Annotated in this window: 14 protein-coding genes; 13 read left to right on the top strand and 1 reads right to left on the bottom strand. The window is 68.5% G+C overall.

Annotation, left to right across the window (positions count from 1 at the left end; all coding sequences use genetic code 11):
* Window positions 1–309 precede the first annotated feature (309 nt).
* The 7 genes from ACETWP_RS05570 (at window position 310) to tuf (ending at window position 18,646) form a co-directional block, all read left to right on the top strand.
* Window positions 310–5,331 carry a hypothetical protein gene (locus ACETWP_RS05570; protein WP_373971220.1) on the top strand — a complete coding sequence of 1,674 codons (5,022 nt, stop codon included), beginning with the start codon at window positions 310–312 and terminating at the stop codon, window positions 5,329–5,331.
* Between the two features lie 529 nt (window positions 5,332–5,860).
* Window positions 5,861–9,367: a DNA-directed RNA polymerase subunit beta gene (gene rpoB, locus ACETWP_RS05565; RefSeq protein WP_373971219.1), complete on the top strand. Its 3,507-nt coding sequence runs from the start codon at window positions 5,861–5,863 to the stop codon at window positions 9,365–9,367.
* A gap of 129 nt (window positions 9,368–9,496) precedes the next feature.
* Window positions 9,497–13,387, top strand: a complete 3,891-nt coding sequence (locus ACETWP_RS05560; RefSeq protein WP_373971218.1) for a DNA-directed RNA polymerase subunit beta' — start codon at window positions 9,497–9,499, stop codon at window positions 13,385–13,387.
* A gap of 788 nt (window positions 13,388–14,175) precedes the next feature.
* Window positions 14,176–14,550, top strand: a complete 375-nt coding sequence (gene rpsL, locus ACETWP_RS05555; RefSeq protein WP_071894958.1) for a 30S ribosomal protein S12 — start codon at window positions 14,176–14,178, stop codon at window positions 14,548–14,550.
* The gene (rpsG, locus tag ACETWP_RS05550) at window positions 14,550–15,020 is read left to right on the top strand and encodes a 30S ribosomal protein S7 (RefSeq protein ID WP_373971217.1); all 471 of its coding nucleotides are present in this window, start codon (window positions 14,550–14,552) and stop codon (window positions 15,018–15,020) included. The genes rpsL and rpsG overlap by 1 nt, the downstream gene beginning before the upstream one ends.
* Window positions 15,021–15,104: 84 nt before the next feature.
* The gene (gene fusA / locus ACETWP_RS05545; RefSeq protein ID WP_373971216.1) at window positions 15,105–17,219 is read left to right on the top strand and encodes an elongation factor G; all 2,115 of its coding nucleotides are present in this window, start codon (window positions 15,105–15,107) and stop codon (window positions 17,217–17,219) included.
* Window positions 17,220–17,455: 236 nt separating this feature from the next.
* Entirely contained in the window at window positions 17,456–18,646 is a 1,191-nt protein-coding gene (gene tuf / locus ACETWP_RS05540) for an elongation factor Tu (protein WP_373971215.1), read from the top strand.
* 175 nt (window positions 18,647–18,821) lie between these two features.
* On the opposite strand, the gene ACETWP_RS05535 is transcribed toward tuf, so the two are convergent.
* Complete coding sequence (locus ACETWP_RS05535) at window positions 18,822–19,202, bottom strand: VOC family protein (protein WP_373971214.1); 381 nt, start codon at window positions 19,200–19,202, stop codon at window positions 18,822–18,824.
* A gap of 115 nt (window positions 19,203–19,317) precedes the next feature.
* On the opposite strand from ACETWP_RS05535, the gene ACETWP_RS05530 reads away from it, so the two are divergent.
* From ACETWP_RS05530 to rplB, 6 genes are all read left to right on the top strand, one after another.
* Complete coding sequence (locus ACETWP_RS05530) at window positions 19,318–19,458, top strand: hypothetical protein (RefSeq protein WP_373971213.1); 141 nt, start codon at window positions 19,318–19,320, stop codon at window positions 19,456–19,458.
* Between the two features lie 628 nt (window positions 19,459–20,086).
* Complete coding sequence (gene rpsJ, locus ACETWP_RS05525; protein ID WP_003803825.1) at window positions 20,087–20,395, top strand: 30S ribosomal protein S10; 309 nt, start codon at window positions 20,087–20,089, stop codon at window positions 20,393–20,395.
* An 18-nt stretch (window positions 20,396–20,413) separates the two neighbouring features.
* Entirely contained in the window at window positions 20,414–21,064 is a 651-nt protein-coding gene (rplC, locus tag ACETWP_RS05520; protein ID WP_373971212.1) for a 50S ribosomal protein L3, read from the top strand.
* Window positions 21,065–21,069: 5 nt separating this feature from the next.
* Window positions 21,070–21,675 (top strand): 50S ribosomal protein L4, encoded by a 606-nt coding sequence (rplD, locus tag ACETWP_RS05515; protein ID WP_373971211.1) that lies wholly within the window; start codon window positions 21,070–21,072, stop codon window positions 21,673–21,675.
* Window positions 21,672–21,977, top strand: a complete 306-nt coding sequence (gene rplW / locus ACETWP_RS05510; RefSeq protein ID WP_373971210.1) for a 50S ribosomal protein L23 — start codon at window positions 21,672–21,674, stop codon at window positions 21,975–21,977. Before rplD ends, rplW begins: the two co-directional genes overlap by 4 nt.
* A 30-nt stretch (window positions 21,978–22,007) precedes the next feature.
* Window positions 22,008–22,847: a 50S ribosomal protein L2 gene (gene rplB / locus ACETWP_RS05505; protein ID WP_373971209.1), complete on the top strand. Its 840-nt coding sequence runs from the start codon at window positions 22,008–22,010 to the stop codon at window positions 22,845–22,847.
* The last annotated feature ends 6 nt before the right edge of the window (window positions 22,848–22,853 follow it).

Below are 22,853 nucleotides of genomic sequence, written 5' to 3'. Positions count from 1 at the left end.
ACGAAGTCGCCCATCACTACGTGCCTTGACAATCGAGCCTGCGCCCCGGCGCGGGCTCATCTCGTTTGACCTTCGTGAGGTAGGCGGACCTACGCATTCGCGAGCAGCATCCGCTTGGGGGAAACCGCCGGGTGCCGGGGGCCTTGGGGGCCTCCGGCACCCGGGCGCCCCGGGCGCTTCGGGATCTTGGGGATCCCAGAACGTGGGGGATCGACCGTGGCACGCGAGCGCAGAGGCGACTCCGCTCCCGGGCGGAGACGCAGGCGGGGCCGGGGTGGGTTCCACGCCGCCGTTGCGGCGCTGGCCGCAATGGCGCTTGTCCTGTCCGCGACCGTGTCCGCCGGTGCCGCAGTGGGTCTCGGCCCGCAGGGGACTTCGGATACCGTCTCGGCAAAGCAGCGCCCCGGCGCGGTCTCCTCGTCCGCCCGGGACGACGCCGGCGTGGGTCGCCGGCACGCCGCTGCGAACGATGCCCAGGCCTACACCGTGCCCGTGCATGAACCCGAGGACGACGCCGGGGCACCCGACCGCGTGGGCGTCGAGGACGACTTCGACGACGATGCCACGGACGGGGGTAGGGAGCGCTCGGGACGGGGCACCCAAGACGGTGGCCCGGCTGTGCTGGACGTCGTTGCCGAAGACGGCGTGGAGACCGGCGGCCGGGGCGGTGCGGGGGACAGCGATTCCGGCGACGACTCGGACGATGTTGCCGGCGACGACGCGGGCGATGTTGCCGGGGACGACGCGGGCGATGTTGCCGGGGACGACGCGGACGACGATGCCGGCAACGGCGACCACGGCGCCGGGAACACTGACCGGGCCGAGGTCGGTGACCGGGACGGCGCCGCGGGCGGATCGGGGAATGGCGGGCTGGCCCACCGCGAACTGACGATTAGAACCACGGCCGTCCCGAGCTTCGAGCGCGGCTACGACTGGACCATCGCGGCACTCGTTCCGGCGGACGGGGACGCCGCGGCCCACGACCGCATCGAATCGGCGGCCGGGAACGTCGCCGTCGACTACCGCGTGCGGGTCGACCCCGGCGAGCCGAAGGACACGGACTTCCGGGTCGGCGGAACCATTGCCGTCGGCAACCCGAACTCGGCGGCGGTGGCGGGCGTGACCCTCACCTCCGCGCTGCCCGGGGTCCGCTGCGCCGTCGAGACCGCGGACGGTGACGCGGTGGACGGCGCCGTGACCATCCCCCGCGGAGGGGCGACGTTCACCTACGGCTGCCGGATGCCGGCCGGGACGACGGCCGACGACGGTGGAACCCACACCGCCACGGTGGCTTGGGTCCGCGCCACGTCCCCGAGGCGGGCGGCAACCGCCTCCGCCGCCGCGGCGTTCGCATTCGCCGCGGCGACTCCCGACGCGTCCCACGCGTCCGCGACGATCGTGGCCGAGCGGGCCGATCTCGCGCGGCGTCCCGCCGGCAACCTGGTCCGGGCCGAGGACGGCCCCAGGGTCTTCGACTACAGCCTCGTGTGGCCCGGCATCCGCGGACGGTGCGTCGACTACGGGACCACCGCCGTCTTGACCACCAGCGATGGCGCGGCCTCCGAGGCGTCCAGGACCGTGACGCTCTGCCGTGGCGCCGCCCTCCGCGTCGAGAGCAATGTCGTCTCGAGCTTCGACCGGTCCTATCTTTGGGATGTCGATCTGACCCACACCGGGTCCGGCACCTACGAGGCCGACCCGGAGACCGGCGACGTGACGGTGCAGTACGAGGTTCGGGCGCGACCGCGGGGCACGACGGGCGACGAGGCGGCGGACGACGCGGGATGGGCCATGCTCGGGACGATCACCGTCGCCAACCCCAACGACTGGCAGGGCATCGAAGCGACGGTCGGGGACGCGGCGGATCTGGGGGGCGGCGGCGCGTGTGTGGTGGTTGGGGGAACCACGGGGCCCGGGCGTTCCTGGCGGGGCGATGCGGACCCGGCGGCCCCCGGATTCCAGGCGCTCATCCCCGCACGGACCGCCGTCGACTTCGACTATGTCTGCCCGTTCGACGCCCGTCCGCACTCCGCGGGCCGGAACACGGCCACCGTCACATGGGACGCGGCCGCGACGCACACCCGCGAAGGTTCGGCCTCCCTCGGCGTCCCGGTGGATCTCGGAGCTCTGGCGGAGGCTGGTGAGCCCGCCGGGACCGCGGCGCCCGGCGCGTCGGGCGAACCGCCCGCCAACCGGACGGTGGAGGTCGGCGACGACGCATACGACGCCGAATCCGCCTGGAGTGCCACCCTGGCCTCCGGCGCGGCGGCGCACACCCGGACCTACTCCGTCACGTGGACCGTGGCCGAACCGGGGACGTGCCAGACGTTCACGAGCACCGCGACGGCCAGGGGCGACGCGGCCGGCGCGCTCGCGGCCGCGTCGGCAACGATCGAGGCCTGCCGCAGGGCACCGCTGGAAGTCGTGAAGGACGTCCGGGCGACGCTCGAACGCACCTACCTGTGGAGCATCGAGAAGACCGCGCGGCCAGCGCACCGGGAGATCCACCACGCCCGCGCCGCCCGCTTCGGCTACACCGTGACGGCGACGCCGAACGGCCACCGCGACACGGGCTGGACCCTGGACGGCACGATCACGCTGACCAACCCGAACACGTTCGCGGACGGAGCCGTCACGGCGACCGTCGGCGGCGCCGCGGCGGTCGGCGGCGGGGCCGAGTGCGCCATCGACGGGACCGACGCCGATCCGGAGACGGCGGGCTTCCAGGCCTTCGTCCCGGCGCCCACGGGCGGTTCTACGGGTGTCGTGGTGCTGGGCTACCGCTGCGCCTTCGCGGGAACGCCGGCGCCGACGGGCACCGACACGACCACCGTGGACTGGGGCGGCGGAGTGGCCGACGCCACCGTGCCGGTCGTCTTCACTCCGCGGACCGCCACCGACCGCAGGGTCGTCGTCTACGACGACCGCGGCGACCCGGGCCGCGCGCCGGCGCCGCTGGGAACCGCCGACTGGAACCGCGCGAAGACACCGACCGTCTTCGACGCCGAGCTGACCCACGAGGGCGCCGCCGGCGTCTGTACCGACTTCACCAGCACGGCGTGGATCGACGCGGCCGGTACGGATCCGACCGCCCGGGAACGCGCCACGCTGTGCGTCGAGGACGATCTCCGCCTCACGCAGACCGCCTCCGCGGGCTTCGACAGAACCTACGGCTGGGACCTGCGGGCCTCCGCCGACGCCACGGAGGTGGCCGCGGGGCCCGACGGGCGGCACACCGTTGGCTACACGGTGCGGGCCGTGCCCGACGGCTCCCGGGACTCCGGGTGGGAGCTGGGAGGAACGGTCTCCATCACCAACCCCAACAGCTACGCGGGGGGATCGATCACGGCCACCGTCCGCGTCCTGACCGGCGTCGGCGGCGGCGCCTCGTGCGCGGTCGACGGCGGCCCGACGGCGACCCTGGCCCCCGGGGAGAACCGCGTCCTGGCCTACTCCTGCACCTTCGCGTCCCGGCCCGACGACCGCGGGGGAACCACGGCGACGGCGACCTGGGACGGTGGAGAGGCGGCCGCCGATGCGCCCGTCCGGTTCGTGCTCGACCGGGAGTCGGACCGGACCGTGCGGGTGTACGGCGGGCTCGCGGGGCCCGGCGGGGATCGCACGCCGTCCGGCGTCGCCGCATGGAAGCCCGCGCCGCTCGGCGCCCCCGGGTGGAACCGCGCGCCGCTCGGCGTCGCCGAATGGAACCGCGCGGGGAAGCCGACGGAGTTCGGCTCCACGGTGGCGTTCGACGGGACCGCCGGCACGTGCGCGGACTTCACCGGCACCGCGTCGATCGTCCGCGACGGTGGGATGGGCCCGCGGGCGCTGCAGAGCATGCGGTTGTGCGCCGAGGCGCCGCCCGAGGTCACCACAACCGCCGTCGCCGGATTCGACCGGGCGTACCACTGGCGCGTCGCCCATGCGGCGGACCGCACCCGGACGGAGACCGCCGAGGGCACGCCGGCGAGCCTGCGCCACACGACCACGGCGACGCCGGACGGCTTCACGGATTCGGAATGGACCCTCGACGGGACCATCGCCGTGCGCAACCCCAACGACTACAAGCCGCTCGAGGTCGCGGTCGCGGACATCCCGGACGTCGGCGGCGGCAGCTGCCGCGTCGCCGACGGCGAGTCCGTCCTGGTCCCGGCGGGCGGCGAGCGGACGCTGGAGTACCGGTGCCGCTTCGACGGCCGACCCGACGACGCCGGCACCGCCACCGCCGTCGTGTCCTGGTTCGGCGCGGCGGGAACCTCCGTGGCCGAGGCCAGCGCCGACGTCGACTTCGAGCTCCGTGCGGAAACGGACCGGTCGGTCACCGTCGTTGCGGACCGCGCCGGTGCGGGCCCAACGGTGCTGGGGACCGCCGCCTGGGACGCGTCGGGGAATCCGGTGCGGTTCGACTACGCGGCCGACGTCGACGGCGCGGCGGGGGAGTGCGCCGAACACACGAGCGAGGCCCGGCTGGAGGAGACCGGGCAGGCCGCGGTGGCGACGGCGACCGTCTGCGTCGAGGCGCCGCTGCGGGTCGAGGCGACGGCCGTGGGCGCGCTGGAGCGGACGTATCTGTGGTCGATCGACACGTCGGCCGTGCGCGAGCGCGTCATGCAGGGCACCTGGAGCGCGCCGGCGTCCTACCGCGTCGCGGTCACGCCGCGGGGGCACGCGGACTCCGGCTGGTCGCTGGCCGGCACCGTCGCGGTCACCAACCCCAACACGTACAAGGGCATGGCGGCGACGGCTGGCCTGGACCACACGCTCGGCGGCGGCGGGGCGTGCCGGTTCGACGGCGGATCGGGGGACGTGGTCCTGGCCGCGGGGGAGACCGCGGTGCTCGCGTACGGCTGCACGTTCGCGCAGCGGCCCGCGTCGACGGGCCGGAGCCTGGCGTCGGTGGAGTGGCGGGGCGCGTCCGGCGGGGCGGCGGCGGAAGAGGCGACCGACGTCGTGTTCGCCCCCGCCGCAGAGGCGCACCGGACCGTCACGGTGGAGGACGACGGCGCGCGTCCGGGTGCCCGGCCGCTGGTCCTGGGCAGCGCCGCGTGGAACGCCGAGGGCGCGCCGCAGATTTTCGCCTACGACCTCGAGCTCGGCGTCGAGGCCGGAACCTGCGAGCCCCGCATCAATACGGCCACGATCGTGGAGACGGGCGACTCGGCGTCGGCCACGGTCACGTTCTGCGGCGTCGCCGGCCGCCTGCAGGCCGTCCAGCCGTCGACGGCCCTGCCCAGCACCGGCGCCGACGTGGGCGCCCTGGTCGCCGCATCCCTCGCGATGCTCGCCGCGGGGACCGTCGCTCTGCTGGCCGGGACGCGGAGGCGCCGATGACCTGACGGGACGAGGACACGACGGCAGGTCCCCCCGCTGCCGCCGCCCGCCCGCAGGAGGGGCCCGGACCGCGTCCGAGCCCCAGGGGGGAGGAATCCGCTCCTGGCTGCGGACTCCTCGTCCCCCGGCCGGGGCCCGGCAGGCGCCACGCCTCCCAGGCCCCGGCCCTGGGCGGCGCCACTCTCCCTGATCCCGGCCCTGCGAGGTGCACCGTCTCGAAACCCGCGTGGCGGCGCCACTCTTCCGAGCCCCGGGCGTAGGAGGCGCCAGCACCGGTCCGCGCCAGCGCAGACCCTCCGGATCAACGGAGCCCGCGCGGAGCCAGCGGATTTCCACCCCCTCAGGGGAGCCGCTTGTGTCCGGCGGTTAGACATGGTAGGTAAGGCCGTGTAGAGTAGATCTTTGCGTCTTCCCTCTTTACCTTCGGCCTTCATATAGCGGTGGGCTTGATTAAACGGTGGTCTCCCGGGTTCCTCATCCCGGGTGGGGGTCGGCGCCGGAAACCTGACGGTCTGTGGAAGGATCCATCTTGGTCGCCTCGAGCACCTCTCATCAAGAAACCGCTAGTTCGGCCCGCAGTGCGGAAGCTGCCGGCCGAATCTCATTCGCAAAGATCCACGAACCGCTGGACGTGCCCAACCTGCTGGCGCTCCAGACGGAGAGCTTCGACTGGCTCGTGGGCAACCAGCGCTGGAAGGCCCGCCTCGAGCGTGCCATCGCCGAAGGCATCCAGGGCGTAGCCTCCACCTCCGGACTCGCCGAGATCTTCGAAGAGATCTCCCCGATCGAGGACTTCCAGGGCACCATGTCCCTGAGCTTCTCCGAGCCGGAATTCGCGGACCCGAAGTACACCATGGCCGAGTGCAAGGACCGCGACGCCACGTACGCCGCGCCGCTGTACGTCAAGGCCGAGTTCATGAACAACAACACGGGCGAGATCAAGCAGCAGACCGTGTTCATGGGCGACTTCCCCCTGATGACCGACAAGGGCACGTTCATCATCAACGGCACCGAGCGTGTCGTCGTCTCCCAGCTGGTCCGTTCCCCGGGCGCCTACTTCGAGCGCACCCCGGACAAGACCAGCGACAAGGACATCTTCACCGCGAAGATCATCCCCTCGCGCGGCGCCTGGTTCGAGCTCGAGATCGACAAGCGCGACCAGGTCGGCGTCCGCCTCGACCGCAAGCGCAAGCAGTCCGTCACCGTGCTGCTCAAGGCCCTCGGCTGGTCCGAGAGCCGCATCCTGGAGGAGTTCGGCAGCTACGACTCCATCCGCGCCACCCTGGAGAAGGACGCGACGGAAACCAAGGAGGAGGCGCTGCTGGACATCTACCGCAAGCTGCGTCCGGGAGAGCCGCCGACGGTCGACGCCGCCGAGGCCCTGCTCGACAACCTCTACTTCAACTCCAAGCGCTACGACCTCGCGAAGGTCGGCCGGTACAAGATCAACCGCAAGCTCGGTGTCGACAAGTCCCTGGCCGCGCCCGACGCGTCCGTCCTGGACATCGACGACATCGTCGCGATGATCAAGTTCCTCGTCGCCCTGCACGCCGGCGAGAAGACCGTCCCGGGCACCCGCGAGGGTTCCGAGGTGGAGCTGCGCGTCGAGGTCGACGACATCGACCACTTCGGCAACCGCCGCATCCGCGCGGTCGGCGAGCTCATCGAGAACCAGGTCCGCACCGGCCTGTCCCGCATGGAGCGCGTGGTCCGCGAGCGCATGACGACCCAGGACGTCGAGGCCATCACGCCGCAGACCCTGATCAACATCCGCCCTGTCGTGGCCGCGATCAAGGAGTTCTTCGGAACCTCCCAGCTTTCGCAGTTCATGGACCAGAACAACCCGCTGGCCGGCCTGACGCACAAGCGTCGCCTGTCCGCGCTGGGCCCGGGCGGCCTGTCCCGCGACCGCGCCGGCATGGAAGTCCGCGACGTCCACCCGTCGCACTACGGCCGCATGTGCCCCATCGAGACCCCTGAAGGCCCGAACATCGGCCTGATCGGCTCGCTGGCCACCTACGCGCGCATCAACGCGTTCGGCTTCATCGAGTCCCCGTACCGCAAGGTCGTCGACGGCAAGGTCACCGAGCAGGTCGACTACCTGACCGCCGACGAGGAGCTCGAAAGCCTCATCGCGCAGGCCAACGCCCCGCTGCGCGACGGCGTCGAGTTCGTCGAGGACCTGGTCCTCTGCCGCGAGCGCGGCGGCGGCGGCGAGCCCGTGCTCGTCGAGCCGTCCGAGATCGACTACATGGACGTCTCCCCGCGCCAGATGGTCTCCGCGGCCACCGCGCTGATCCCGTTCCTGGAGCACGACGACGCCAACCGCGCGCTCATGGGCGCCAACATGCAGCGCCAGGCCGTGCCGCTGCTGGCCTCCGAGGCGCCGCTGGTCGGCACCGGCATGGAGAAGTACGTAGCCGTCGACGCCGGCGACTCGATCACCGCCGTCCAGCCGGGCGTCGTCACCGAGGTCTCGGCCGACCTGGTCACCGTCATGAACGACGACGGCACCGAGTCTGCGTACCCGATCATGAAGTTCGCCCGCTCCAACCAGGGCAACGCGTACAACCAGCGTGTCCTGGTCTCCGAGGGCGACCGCGTCGAGTACCAGAGCATCATCGCCGACGGCCCGTCCACGGACAACGGCGAGCTCGCGCTCGGCAAGAACCTGCTGGTCGCGTTCATGTCGTGGGAGGGCCACAACTTCGAGGATGCGATCATCCTCTCCCAGCGCATGGTCTCCGACGACGTCCTCACCTCGATCCACATCGAGGAGCACGAGGTCGACGCCCGCGACACCAAGCTGGGCGCCGAGGAGGTCACCCGGGACATCCCGAACGTCTCCGAGGAGATCCTGGCGCAGCTCGACGAGCGCGGCATCATCCACATCGGTGCCGAGGTCGAGGCCGGGGACATCCTGGTCGGCCGCGTCACGCCCAAGGGCGAGACGGAGCTGACCCCGGAGGAGCGCCTGCTGCGCGCCATCTTCGGCGAGAAGTCCCGCGAGGTCCGCGACACGTCCCTGAAGGTGCCGCACGGCGAGTCCGGCACGGTCATCGGCGTGCGCATCTTCGACCGCGACAACGACGACGAGCTGCCCCCGGGCGTCAACCAGCTCGTCCGCGTGTACGTGGCGCAGAAGCGCAAGATCACGGACGGCGACAAGCTGGCCGGCCGCCACGGCAACAAGGGCGTCATCTCCAAGATCCTGCCCATCGAGGACATGCCGTTCCTCGAGGACGGGACCCCGGTCGACGTCGTCCTGAACCCGCTGGGTGTTCCGGGCCGCATGAACGTCGGCCAGGTCCTGGAGATCCACCTGGGCTGGGCCGCGAAGCAGGGCTGGAAGATCGAGGGCGAGCCGGAGTGGCTCAAGAACCTCCCGAACCTTCCGCGCGAGTCCGGCTCGACGACGGTCGCCACCCCGGTGTTCGACGGCGCGGCCGAGGACGAGATCCGCGGCCTGCTGGACCACACCGCCGTGACCCGCGACGGAAACCGCCTGATCGGCAACTCCGGCAAGGCGCGCATGTTCGACGGCCGCTCCGGCGAGCCGTTCCCGGACCCCGTGTCCGTGGGCTACATGTACATCCTGAAGCTGCACCACCTGGTGGACGACAAGATCCACGCCCGCTCCACGGGCCCGTACTCCATGATCACCCAGCAGCCGCTGGGCGGTAAGGCGCAGTTCGGCGGACAGCGCTTCGGTGAGATGGAAGTCTGGGCCCTCGAGGCCTACGGCGCGGCGTACACCCTGCAGGAACTGCTGACCATCAAGTCCGATGACATCCACGGTCGCGTGAAGGTCTACGAGGCGATCGTCAAGGGCGAGAACATCCCCGAGCCGGGCGTTCCCGAGTCCTTCAAGGTCCTCATCAAGGAAATGCAGTCGCTCTGCCTGAACGTGGAAGTGCTCTCCACCGATGGCACCACCATCGAAATGCGGGACTCGGACGAAGAAGTCTTCCGGGCCGCGGAAGAACTGGGCATCGACCTCTCCCGGGCCGAGCCGAGCTCCGTCGAGGAGGTCTAGCGGCGGGGCGGGCGCCCGGCACACCGGCCGGGCGCCCGCCTCTCGTACCAGACTTTTTCCCGTCCCCGACGGGCCCAGAGCCCCTCGGAAGCACAGACTTCTTTAGAACAAGAGAGAGACAGGGACCATATGTCCAGCGAATCCTCATTCGGCCTTATGCGCATTGGCCTCGCAACCGCGGAAGAGATCCGCGGATGGAGCTACGGCGAGGTTAAGAAGCCGGAAACCATCAACTACCGCACGCTCAAGCCGGAGAAGGACGGGCTCTTCTGCGAGAAGATCTTCGGCCCCTCCCGCGACTGGGAGTGCTACTGCGGCAAGTACAAGCGCGTGCGCTTCAAGGGCATCATCTGCGAGCGCTGCGGCGTCGAGGTCACCCGCGCCAAGGTGCGCCGCGAGCGGATGGGCCACATCGAGCTCGCCGCCCCCGTGACCCACATCTGGTACTTCAAGGGCGTCCCCTCGCGCTTGGGCTACCTGCTCGACCTGGCGCCGAAGGACCTCGAGAAGGTCATCTACTTCGCCGCCTACATGATCACCTCGGTCGACGAGGACCGCCGCCACGCGGAGCTTCCGAACCTGCAGGCCCAGCACGACCTGCAGCGGAAGAACCTCGTCGACAACCGCGACTCCGACATCGCGGCGATCGCCCGCGACCTGGAGAACGACCTCGCCAAGCTCGAGGCCGACGGCGCGAAGGCCGCGGAGAAGAAGAAGGTCCGCGACCTCGCCGACAAGACGATGGCGCAGGTGCGCAAGCGTGCCGACGCCGAGATCGAGCGCCTCGAGCAGGTCTGGGACCGGTTCAAGAACCTCAAGGTCGCCGACCTCGAGGGCGACGAGGGCCTGTTCCGCCAGCTGCGCGAGAAGTACGGACTGTTCTTCGAGGGCTCCATGGGCGCCGAGGCCATCAAGAAGCGCCTCGAGGGCTTCGACATGGAGGCCGAGGCCGAGCTGCTGCGCGACATCATCAAGAACGGCAAGGGCCAGCGCAAGACCCGCGCCCTGAAGCGCCTGAAGGTCGTCAACGCGTTCCTGACCACCACCAACAGCCCCCTGGGCATGGTGCTGGACGCCGTCCCGGTGATCCCGCCGGAACTGCGCCCGATGGTCCAGCTCGACGGCGGCCGCTTCGCGACGTCGGACCTGAACGACCTGTACCGCCGCGTCATCAACCGCAACAACCGCCTGAAGCGCCTGCTGGACCTCGGGGCCCCCGAGATCATCGTGAACAACGAGAAGCGGATGCTCCAGGAAGCGGTCGACTCGCTGTTCGACAACGGCCGCCGTGGCCGTCCCGTCACCGGTCCGGGCAACCGTCCGCTGAAGTCGCTCTCCGACATGCTCAAGGGCAAGCAGGGGCGCTTCCGCCAGAACCTCCTCGGCAAGCGCGTCGACTACTCCGGCCGTTCGGTCATCGTCGTCGGCCCGCAGCTGAAGCTGCACCAGTGTGGCCTGCCCAAGCAGATGGCCCTGGAGCTCTTCAAGCCGTTCGTGATGAAGCGCCTGGTTGACCTCAACCACGCGCAGAACATCAAGAGCGCCAAGCGGATGGTGGAGCGCTACCGCCCGCAGGTCTGGGACGTTCTCGAGGAGATCATCACGGAGCACCCGGTGCTGCTGAACCGCGCACCGACCCTGCACCGCCTCGGCATCCAGGCGTTCGAGCCGCAGCTGGTCGAGGGCAAGGCCCTCCAGCTGCACCCGCTCGTCTGCGCCGCGTTCAACGCCGACTTCGACGGCGACCAGATGGCGGTCCACCTGCCGCTGTCGCCGGAGGCCCAGGCGGAGGCGCGCATCCTGATGCTGTCCTCGCACAACATCCTGAAGCCGTCCGACGGCCGACCGGTGACCCTGCCCTCCCAGGACATGATCATCGGCCTGCACCACCTGACGACCAAGCGTCCCGGCGAGAAGGGCGAGGGCCGCGTGTTCGCGACCCCCGCGGAGGCCATCATGGCCCTCGACGCCGGCTCGCTGCACCTCAACTCGGTCGTCAAGATCCGCGTCGAGGGCTTCGTCCCGTCCGCCGAGCAGCCCGCTCCGGAGGGCTGGGAAGAGGGAACCCCCGCCCTCATCGAGACGTCGCTGGGACAGGTCCTCTTCAACGAGACCCTGCCCGCCGACTACCCGTGGGTCGAGCGCGTGGCCGGCAAGGACGCCCTCTCCGAGATCGTCAACGACCTCGCCGAGCGCTACCCCAAGGTCGTCACCGCGGCGACGCTGGACAATCTGAAGGACGCCGGCTTCCGCTGGGCGACCCGCTCGGGCGTGACCGTGGCCATCTCCGACATCACGTCGAACATGGACAAGGCCGCGATCCTGGCGCCGTACGAGGAACAGGCGCTGAAGGTGCAGGCCCAGTACGACAAGGGCCTCATCGCCGACGAGGAGCGCCGCACGGAGCTCATCGACATCTGGAACAAGGCGACCGACGAGGTCGCCGAGGCCATGCGCGCCGGCATGGAGGAGCTGAACACCATCAACCGCATGGTGACCTCCAAGGCCCGAGGCAACTGGCTGCAGCTGCGCCAGATCGCCGGTATCCGTGGCCTGGTGTCCAACCCCAAGGGCGAGATCATCCCGCGCCCGATCAAGTCCTCGTACCGCGAGGGCCTGTCGGTCCTGGAGTACTTCATCGCGACCCACGGCGCCCGCAAGGGCCTGGCGGACACCGCGCTGAAGACCGCCAACTCGGGTTACCTGACCCGTCGTCTGGTGGACGTCTCGCAGGACGTCATCGTGCGCGAGTCCGACTGCGGCACCGAGCGCGGCCTGACCGTGCCGATCGCCACGGTCGACGAGATGGGCACCGTGCGCATGCACGAGACCGTCGAGAACTCCGCGTACACCCGCACCCTGGCCGTCGACGTCGTCGACTCCGAGGGCAAGGTGCTGGCCCCGGCCGGCTCCGACGTGGGCGACGTCCTCATCGACGAGCTCTTCAACGCCGGCGTCACCGAGATCAAGATCCGCTCGGTGCTCACCTGCGAGTCCGTCGTCGGAACCTGCGCGCTCTGCTACGGCCGCTCCCTGGCCACGGGCAAGACCGTGGACATCGGCGAGGCCGTCGGCATCATTGCCGCGCAGTCCATCGGCGAGCCGGGCACGCAGCTGACCATGCGTACCTTCCACACCGGTGGTGTCGCCTCCGCGGAGGACATCACCCAGGGTCTGCCCCGTATCCAGGAGCTCTTCGAAGCCCGTACCCCGAAGGGTGTCGCCCCGATCTCCGAGGTCGCCGGCCGCATCACCATCGAGGACAGCGAGAAGCAGCTGCGGATCGTGGTCACCCCGGACGACGGCTCGGAAGAGCTGGCGTACCCGGTCCTGCGCCGTGCCCGCCTTCTGGTCGCCGACGGGGACAGCGTGGCCGTCGGCCAGCAGCTGGTCTCCGGCGCGATCGACCCGAAGCAGGTGCTGCGCGTGCTCGGCCCCCGCGAGGCCCAGAAGTTCCTGGTCCGCGAGGTGCAGGAGGTGTACCAGTCCCAGGGTGTGGGCATCCACGACAAGCACGTGGAGGTCATCGTCCGCCAGATGCTGCGGCGCATCACGGTCATCGAGTCCGGCGAGACGGGCCTGCTGCCCGGCGAGCTGGCCGAGCGCAGCCGCTTCACCAACGAGAACCGCCGCGCGGTCTCCGAGGGCAAGCAGCCTGCATCCGGTCGCGACGAGCTGATGGGTATCACGAAGGCCTCGCTGGCCACGGACTCCTGGCTCTCGGCGGCGTCCTTCCAGGAGACCACCCGCGTCCTGACGCAGGCGGCCATGGAAGGCAAGTCGGACCCGCTGCTGGGTCTGAAGGAGAACGTGATCATCGGTAAGCTGATCCCGGCCGGCACCGGCCTGGACCGCTACACGCAGGTCACGGTGGAGCCCACGGACGAGGCGAAGGCCAACCTCTTCACCGGCCCCAGCGCCTTCACCGGCTTCGACTACGACGGCGTCGAGCCGGGCATGGCGCCCGAGTTCCATGCCATTCCGATGGACGACTACGACCTCGGCAACGACTTCCGCTAGGAGGTCTCCGGCGGGCTGACGCCCGCCGGAACCGAAGTGGCCGGCACCCCTCTGGGTGCCGGCCACTTCTCTTTGTTCGGTGTCTCTATGTTCGGTGTCTCTTTGTTCGGTGCGGGCGCATTTCTGCCATGCCTACGATGGCCGGATGCCGGATGCCGGATGCCGGATGCCGGATGCCGGATGCCGAAGGTCGGAGGCCGGATGGCCGGAGATGGCCGGAGATGGCCGCGGGCGACGGGATGGCCGGACGCGGCGCCAGAAAACGGGATGACCGGCGGCGACCGGCGGCGACCGGCGGCGCCCTGATGGACTGGATGATGGACAGTGGGCGACGGATGCGCGTCCTGGAGCTGAATTCTCATGGTCCACTAGCTGACTTGTCGACTCGATTGCCTGCCGTATGGGTGGTCCCGGCGCCCGCTCGGCGGCGTTCCGCGCCGCGTCCGGCCCGGTCCCGGCGTTGGGCGCGGACACCAGGCCAAGGGTTCGTTGCCGGCCCGGTCCTGGCGTCGGGCGCGGCCTTCGGGCCATGGGTTCGTTTTACCCCGGCCCCCGGGAGAGCCCCCGGTTTCAGGCGACACCCCGTGCCGTGGTAGTCTTAAGTCAATTGTTTTAGGTGTGGCAAATGGACTCGGTCCGGGTTGCGGGGAACTTGCGCAACGGATGCCACACTTTTGCACGCCTACGGTCGAATCCGCGGACGGTGCGATGAAACGACCAAAAGCGCAGTGCCCCCGGCCCAACGCGGCTCGGGGCGCGGCAGAACCAAGAAACCGGAGGACACGAAAGTGCCTACTATTCAGCAGCTGGTCCGCAAGGGCCGCTCGCCGAAGGTCAACAAGACCAAGGCCCCTGCCCTGAAGGGCAACCCGATGCGCCGTGGCGTGTGCACCCGTGTGTACACCACCACCCCGAAGAAGCCGAACTCCGCGCTCCGTAAGGTCGCCCGCGTCCGCCTCGCCGGCGGCATCGAGGTCACCGCGTACATCCCGGGCGTCGGCCACAACCTGCAGGAGCACTCCATCGTGCTCGTCCGCGGCGGCCGCGTGAAGGACCTCCCGGGTGTCCGTTACAAGATCGTCCGTGGAGCACTCGACACCCAGGGTGTGAAGAACCGTCAGCAGGCACGCTCCCGCTACGGCGCCAAGAAGGAGAAGAAGTAATGCCTCGTAAGGGTCCGGCGCCCAAGCGCCCCCTCGTTTCCGATCCGGTCTACGGATCCCCGCTCGTCACCCAGCTGATCAACAAGGTCCTGGTCGACGGCAAGAAGTCCACCGCCGAGCGCATCGTCTACGGCGCGCTCGAGGGCGCGCTGGCCAAGACCGGCAGCGATCCGGTGGCGACCCTCAAGAAGGCCATGGACAACGTCCGCCCGGCCCTCGAGGTCCGTTCACGCCGCGTCGGCGGCGCCACCTACCAGGTCCCGGTCGAGGTCAAGCCGGGCCGCTCCACCGCGCTGGCACTCCGCTGGCTCGTGGGCTACTCCAAGGCCCGCCGCGAGAAGACCATGATCGAGCGTCTGCAGAACGAGATCCTCGACGCCTCGAACGGCCTCGGCGCCGCGGTCAAGCGCCGCGAAGACACGCACAAGATGGCAGAGTCCAACAAGGCCTTCGCCCACTACCGCTGGTAACAGCGAGCCGAGCACGACGGCGGTCGCGGCACCCAGGTGCCGCAGCCGCCGTCGTACGGGATTCAACAGACTAAGGGAGACACCGTGGCACTCGACGTGCTCACCGACCTCAAGAAGGTCCGCAACATCGGCATCATGGCCCACATCGATGCCGGTAAGACCACTACGACGGAACGCATCCTCTTCTACACGGGTGTGAACCACAAGATCGGCGAGACGCACGACGGCGCTTCGACGACCGACTGGATGGAGCAGGAGAAGGAACGCGGCATCACGATCACGTCCGCCGCCGTGACCTCCTTCTGGAACGGCAACCAGATCAACATCATCGACACGCCGGGCCACGTCGACTTCACGGTCGAGGTCGAGCGCTCCCTGCGCGTGCTCGACGGCGCCGTCGCCGTCTTCGACGGCAAGGAAGGCGTCGAGCCCCAGTCGGAGACCGTCTGGCGCCAGGCCGACAAGTACGACGTCCCGCGCATCTGCTTCGTCAACAAGATGGACAAGCTGGGCGCCGACTTCTACTTCACCGTCGACACCATCATCAAGCGCCTCGGCGCCAAGCCGCTGGTCATGCAGCTGCCGATCGGCTCCGAGAACGACTTCGTCGGCGTCGTTGACCTGATCGAAATGCGCGCGCTGGTGTGGCCGGGCGACTCCAAGGGCGACGTCACCATGGGTGCCGCCTACGAGATCCAGGAGATCCCCGCGGATCTCAAGGAGAAGGCCGACGAGTACCGCGCGCAGCTGGTCGAGGCCGTTGCCGAGTCCTCGGACGAGCTGATGGAGAAGTTCCTCGAGGGCGAAGAGCCCACGATCGCGGAGCTGAAGGCCGGCATCCGCAAGATGGTCATCGACTCCGTCGCGTACCCGGTGTTCTGCGGTTCCGCGTTCAAGAACCGCGGCGTGCAGCCGATGCTGGACGCGGTCGTCGACTACCTGCCGTCCCCGCTGGACGTCCCGCCGATGATCGGCCACGATCCGAAGAACGAGGAGATCGAGCTCACCCGCGCGCCCTCCTCCGACGAGCCGTTCTCGGCCCTGGCCTTCAAGATCGCGACCCACCCGTTCTTCGGGCAGCTCACGTTCATCCGCGTGTACTCGGGCAAGGCCTCCTCCGGCCTCCAGGTGATCAACTCCACCAAGGGCAAGAAGGAGCGCATCGGGAAGCTCTTCCAGATGCACGCCAACAAGGAGAACCCCGTGGACGAGGCCTTCGCCGGCCACATCTACGCGGCCATCGGCCTCAAGGACACCACGACGGGCGACACTCTGTGCGCGACCGACGCCCCGATCGTCCTCGAGTCCATGTCCTTCCCGGATCCCGTGATCTTCGTGGCAATCGAGCCGAAGACGAAGGGTGACCAGGAGAAGCTCTCCACGGCCATCCAGAAGCTCTCCGCCGAGGACCCGACCTTCACCGTCTCCCTCAACGAGGACACCGGCCAGACCGAGATCGGCGGCATGGGCGAGCTCCACCTGGATATCCTGGTGGACCGCATGCGCCGCGAGTTCAAGGTCGAGGCCAATGTCGGCAAGCCGCAGGTGGCCTACCGCGAGACGATCAAGAAGAAGGTCGACAAGGTCGACTTCACCCACAAGAAGCAGACGGGTGGATCCGGCCAGTTCGCGAAGGTCCAGGTGGCCTTCGAGCCGCTGGACACCACGGACGGCACCATGTACGAGTTCGTGAACGCCGTCTCCGGCGGCCGCATCCCGCGCGAGTACATCCCCTCCGTGGACGCGGGCATCCAGGACGCCATGCAGTTCGGTGTCCTCGCCGGCTACCAGATGGTGGGCGTAAAGGCGACCCTGCTCGACGGCGCCTACCACGACGTCGACTCCTCGGAAATGGCGTTCAAGATCGCCGGTTCCCAGGTGTTCAAGGAGGGCGCACGCCGCGCCACCCCGATCATCCTGGAGCCGGTCATGGCCGTCGAGGTGCGTACCCCGGAGGAGTACATGGGCGACGTCATCGGCGACCTGAACTCCCGCCGTGGCCAGATCCAGTCCATGGAGGACGCCGCGGGCGTCAAGGTCATCAAGGCCTCGGTCCCGCTGTCCGAGATGTTCGGCTACATCGGCGACCTGCGTTCCAAGACGCAGGGCCGCGCCGTGTACTCGATGACCTTCGAGAACTACGCCGAGGTCCCCAAGGCTGTCGCCGAGGAGATCATCCAGAAGTCCCGCGGCGAGTAATCGCCCGGTTCAACGACTCGCCGCCACCCCGGATCCCCGGGGTGCGGCACCGTGGAGGCCGGCCGGCCGCCAGCCGGACGGCCGGCCTCCACGAGGCAGACTGAGGGGCCCGATTAGCGGGGCCCGACGGAAACCGCAATTTAAAGAAATATCAAGCCCACAGTAGACTTGCATGAGTTTCGCCCACGAACCGCGTGGGCGGGGTAAGTCTTCTGTATACGTTCTAGGAGGAACCTGTGGCGAAGGCAAAGTTCGAGCGGACTAAGCCGCACGTCAACATCGGCACCATTGGTCACGTTGACCATGGCAAGACGACGCTGACTGCTGCCATTTCCAAGGTGCTTGCAGACAAGTACCCCGATCTCAACGAGAAGCGCGACTTCGCGGCGATCGACTCCGCCCCGGAAGAGCGCCAGCGCGGCATCACCATCAACATCTCCCACATTGAGTACCAGACGGAGAAGCGCCACTACGCGCACGTTGATGCCCCGGGTCACGCTGACTACATCAAGAACATGATCACCGGTGCTGCCCAGATGGACGGCGCGATCCTCGTGGTTGCCGCCACCGACGGCCCGATGGCCCAGACCCGCGAGCACGTTCTGCTCGCCCGCCAGGTCGGCGTTCCCTACCTGCTGGTCGCGCTGAACAAGGCCGACATGGTCGATGACGAAGAGCTGCTGGACCTGGTGGAAATGGAAGTTCGCGAACTTCTCTCCGCCCAGGGCTTCGACGGCGACAACGCTCCCGTCGTTCGCGTTTCGGGCCTGAAGGCCCTCGAAGGCGACCCGAAGTGGGTTGCCTCCATCGAGGAACTGATGGAAGCCGTCGACGAGAACGTGCCGGACCCGGTGCGCGACCGCGACAAGCCGTTCCTGATGCCGATCGAGGACGTTTTCACGATCACCGGTCGTGGCACCGTCGTGACGGGCCGCGCCGAGCGTGGCACGCTGCCGATCAACTCCGAGGTCGAGATCGTCGGCATCCGCCCGGTCCAGAAGACCACGGTGACCGGCATCGAGATGTTCCACAAGCAGCTCGACGAGGCATGGGCCGGCGAGAACTGTGGCCTGCTGCTTCGCGGCATCAAGCGTGAAGACGTCGAGCGTGGCCAGGTCATCGTGAAGCCGGGTTCCATCACCCCGCACACCGATTTCGAGGCCAACGTCTACATCCTGTCCAAGGATGAGGGCGGGCGTCACAACCCGTTCTACTCGAACTACCGCCCGCAGTTCTACTTCCGCACCACGGACGTGACCGGCGTTATCACCCTGCCCGAGGGCACGGAAATGGTGATGCCCGGTGACAACACCGAGATGACCGTTGCGCTGATCCAGCCCATCGCGATGGAGGACGGCCTCGGCTTCGCCATCCGCGAAGGCGGCCGCACTGTTGGCTCCGGCCGCGTCACCAAGATCATCAAGTAGTTTCTCTTGATGTTCTGACCTGACGGTCGACGAAAGGACCCCGTTGCTTCGGCAACGGGGTCCTTTTGCGTGCCCGCCCGTTGCCGGCGCGCGCCCAGGGCGCGGAGACGGAACAGGGCGCGTCCCGCCTTTCGCGGTACGCGCCCGGGATGGCCGGAGGGTCCGGCGTGGGGGACTAGATATTCTGATGCAGGCAGAGGATGTTGCCCTCGCTGTCGGCGAACCACGCGCACTTCTCGTGCGTCGTGGTGGCGATGTGGTCCACGGTCTTCAGCCCGGGCAGGTCGTAGTCCGCGAAGACCACCCCGTTGCCCTCCAACCGCTTCATCTCCACGGGCAGGTCCTCGACCTCGAAGCTCACGGACGTGTGGTCGGACGTGTCGGCGCCCGGCTTGACCATCAGCTCGATCGCGGTGGCGCCGTCGCTGGAGAACAGCTCGCTGCCGTCCTCCATGGTGGCCGTCGGTGTGAGGCCCAGCGTCTTCTGGTAGAAATCGCGTGCGCGGTCGATGTCCTTCACGGGCAGGACCGCGGTCATTTTCGCGGTGCTCAGCATGATTGTTCACTCCTCGAAACGCAACATGCGGACGCTACAAGAATAGGCGCGGGGGAGTGGCGGGGATCCCTCTTCCGACCACAAAGAATGCGCCCAGACGCGGTAGTCTCGGCCTATGGAGTGGCTCGTTTTGTGGATCGTCGTCGGTGTCGTGGTCGCGGCGGGTTCCGCCGCCATCTGGGGCCGGAGGTATTTCCGGCACGAGATCGACCGCGCCAAGCGCATTCGTCGCGCCAACCGCGGCGGCGGCCGTTAGGGGGCGGTCTCGGCTTTCGCTCTCAGAATGTTTTGCGTAACGCACGGCACCGGCTTCGGTACCCGTCGCCCGCCCCGATCCGGGCCCGATCCGGCGACAGCCGGGAGTGCTCCGGCGCCGGTCCCGCGCGTGCGCCGGCGTCGTTCCGGCGTCGGGCCCGGTCGTCGTTACGGCGCCTTCCGGCCCCGGACCCGGGCGTTCCCTCGAGCGCCTTCCGGCCCCGGTCCGCGCGTCGCCGAGAACCCCGCCGATTGGCGTTTGGGCGCCCGATCTGCCAGACTAGACAAGTTGTTCAAGCGCCTCTCCATGTCTTGTGCTCGCCGCTCGGTCTACCGATAGCGGAGCCAGGGCCGGTTTCGACCGAGATCGCGTCCCGCCCGGGATAATGCCCGGGGCGGGGGCGGATACGACGGAAACGGCGGGGCCCATAACGACACCGCCCCCAATCTCTTCGGGTTGTGTAACGGATATTCCGCGACACGCCCGACCGCGGGGGTCGGAGCCTCGGCGGGGTGAGGAACCCGGATCCGTCCGGATTCAGCCCGTGCGGGGAGTGCCGGTCCGCAAGGACCCGTAAGGGCACAGGAAATGTACGTGAAGAGTGCTATCGAGAAAGAGGCATGACGCCATGGCGGGACAGAAAATCCGCATCCGGCTGAAGTCGTATGACCACGAGGTCATTGACGTTTCAGCACGGAAGATCGTTGAGACGGTCACGCGCGCAGGTGCAACCGTGGTTGGCCCCGTGCCGCTGCCGACGGAGAAGAACGTGTACTGCGTGATCCGTTCGCCCCACAAGTACAAGGACAGCCGTGAGCACTTCGAAATGCGCACGCACAAGCGTCTGATCGACATCATCGATCCGACCCCGAAGGCTGTTGATTCGCTGATGCGTCTCGACCTGCCGGCGGACGTCAACATCGAAATCAAGCTCTAGGGGAGGTGCTGAGAGACTATGACCGCAACCCGTAATGTAAAGGGCCTGCTGGGCACGAAGCTCGGCATGACCCAGGTCTGGGACGAGAACCACAAGCTCATTCCCGTGACCGTCGTCCAGGCCGACTCCAACGTCGTGACCCAGCTCCGCAACGCGGACCGCGATGGCTACACGGCCGTCCAGATCGGCTTCGGCCAGATCGACCCGCGCAAGGTCACCAAGCCGCTGGCCGGCCACTTCGAGGCAGCCGGGGTCACCCCGCGCCGCCACGTGGTCGAGCTGCGCACGGCCGACGCCGAGTCCTACGAACTGGGACAGGAACTGTCCGTCGAGGTCTTCGAGGCCGGCCAGAAGGTCGACGTCGTGGGCAAGTCCAAGGGTAAGGGCTTCGCCGGTGTCATGAAGCGCCACGGCTTCCACGGTGTTGGCGCCTCGCACGGTGCCCACAAGAACCACCGTAAGCCGGGTTCCATCGGTGGCGCGTCCACCCCGGGCCGCGTCTTCAAGGGCCTGCGCATGGCTGGCCGCATGGGCGCCGTCCGCCACACGACGATGAACCTCACGGTTCACGCCGTTGACGCCGAGAAGAACCTCCTGTTGATCAAGGGTGCCGTTCCCGGCGCCCGCGGCCAGGTCGTCCTCGTGCGCACCGCCGTGAAGGGAGCATAAGTAACATGGCTATCTCTGCACTGAAGGTCGAGCTTCCCGCGACGATCTTCGACGTTCAGACCAACGTCCCGCTGCTGCACCAGGTCGTCGTGGCCCAGCTGGCCGCGGCCCGCCAGGGCACGCACAAGACCAAGACCCGCGCCGAGGTTTCGGGCGCCGGCCGCAAGCCGTTCAAGCAGAAGGGCACGGGACGCGCCCGCCAGGGCTCGATCCGCGCTCCGCACATGACCGGCGGTGGCGTGGTCCACGGACCGACGCCGCGCGACTACAGCCAGCGGACGCCCAAGAAGATGAAGGCCGCCGCCCTGCGCGGAGCCCTCTCCGACCGTGCCCGCCACGATCGCATCCACGTGATCGAATCCCTGGTCTCCGGCTCCGTGCCGTCGACCAAGGAGGCCCTGGCCACTCTGCGCGCTCTTTCCGAGCGCAAGAACCTGCTCGTCGTCATCGAGCGCGCCAACGACGTTGCAGCACTGTCCGTGCGCAACCTCGAGGCCGTCCACGTCATCTACGTTGACCAGCTGAACACTTACGATGTTCTGGTCTCCGACGAGGTCGTCTTCACCAAGGCCGCATTCGATTACCTGGTCAACAAGGAGGACTCCAAGTGAGCGCCGCCCTCACCAAGTCTCCGCACGACGTCGTCCTGGCGCCCGTCGTTTCGGAAAAGAGCTACGGACTGATCGACGAAGGCAAGTACACCTTCCTGGTCGACCCGCGCTCGAACAAGACCGAGATCAAGCTGGCGGTGGAGAAGATCTTCTCCGTCAAGGTTGAGTCCGTCAACACCATCAACCGTGCCGGTAAGCGCAAGCGCACCAAATTCGGATGGGGAACCCGCAAGGCTACCAAGCGTGCGATCGTCTCCCTCAAAGAAGGCACGATCGACATCTTCGGCGGTCCGCTTTCTTAAGCGGAGACCACTTTAACGAGGAAATAAACCATGGGAATCCGTAAGTACAAGCCGACTACGCCGGGCCTTCGCGGCTCCAGCGTCGCCGACTTCGCAGAAATCACCCGGTCGACCCCGGAAAAGTCGCTGCTCCGCCCGCTCACCAAGACCGGCGGCCGCAACAACTCGGGCAAGATCACGACCCGTCACAAGGGTGGTGGACACAAGCGTCAGTACCGTCTGATCGACTTCCGTCGCCACGACAAGGACGGCGTGCCCGCCACGGTCGCTCACATCGAGTACGACCCCAACCGCACGGCGCGCATCGCGCTCCTGCACTACATCGACGGCACGAAGCGCTACATCATCGCGCCGAACAAGCTGAAGCAGGGCGACGCGATTGAGGCCGGCGCCAGCGCCGACATCAAGCCGGGCAACAACCTGCCGCTGCGCAACATCCCCGTGGGTACGGTCATCCACGCGGTGGAGCTGCGTCCGGGTGGCGGCGCCAAGATGGCCCGCTCCGCCGGCGCCTCCGTGCAGCTGGTGGCCCGCGAGGGCCGCTTCGCGCAGCTTCGCCTGCCGTCCGGCGAGATCCGCAACGTCGACGTCCGCTGCCGCGCGACGATCGGCGAGGTCGGCAACGCCGAGCAGTCGAACATCAACTGGGGCAAGGCTGGTCGCATGCGCTGGAAGGGCGTTCGCCCGACCGTCCGCGGCGTCGCCATGAACCCGGTCGATCACCCGCACGGTGGTGGCGAGGGCAAGACGTCCGGTGGACGTCACCCGGTCAACCCGAACGGCAAGCGCGAAGGCCGCACCCGCCTCGCGAACAAGGAAAGCGACAAGCTCATTGTGCGTCGCCGTCGTACCGGCAAGAACAAGCGATAGGAGCCT

This window comes from Arthrobacter halodurans (assembly GCF_041877255.1).
GTDB classification, from domain to species: Bacteria; Actinomycetota; Actinomycetes; order Actinomycetales; family Micrococcaceae; genus Arthrobacter_N; species Arthrobacter_N halodurans.
The sequence above is the reverse complement of the archived record's forward strand: the minus strand, read 5'-3'. Positions and strand labels throughout refer to the sequence as shown.

What these genes read in the sequence shown, in the direction of transcription:
- rpsG (WP_373971217.1), top strand. Translation starts at nt 14,550, where the DNA reads ATGCCTCGTAAGGGTCCGGCGCCCAAGCGCCCCCTCGTTTCCGATCCG.
- ACETWP_RS05530 (WP_373971213.1), top strand. Translation starts at nt 19,318, where the DNA reads ATGGAGTGGCTCGTTTTGTGGATCGTCGTCGGTGTCGTGGTCGCGGCG.
- ACETWP_RS05535 (WP_373971214.1), bottom strand. Translation starts at nt 19,202, where the DNA reads ATGCTGAGCACCGCGAAAATGACCGCGGTCCTGCCCGTGAAGGACATC.
- rpsJ (WP_003803825.1), top strand. Translation starts at nt 20,087, where the DNA reads ATGGCGGGACAGAAAATCCGCATCCGGCTGAAGTCGTATGACCACGAG.
- ACETWP_RS05560 (WP_373971218.1), top strand. Translation starts at nt 9,497, where the DNA reads ATGTCCAGCGAATCCTCATTCGGCCTTATGCGCATTGGCCTCGCAACC.
- rplD (WP_373971211.1), top strand. Translation starts at nt 21,070, where the DNA reads ATGGCTATCTCTGCACTGAAGGTCGAGCTTCCCGCGACGATCTTCGAC.
- rplB (WP_373971209.1), top strand. Translation starts at nt 22,008, where the DNA reads ATGGGAATCCGTAAGTACAAGCCGACTACGCCGGGCCTTCGCGGCTCC.
- rplC (WP_373971212.1), top strand. Translation starts at nt 20,414, where the DNA reads ATGACCGCAACCCGTAATGTAAAGGGCCTGCTGGGCACGAAGCTCGGC.
- ACETWP_RS05570 (WP_373971220.1), top strand. Translation starts at nt 310, where the DNA reads ATGGCGCTTGTCCTGTCCGCGACCGTGTCCGCCGGTGCCGCAGTGGGT.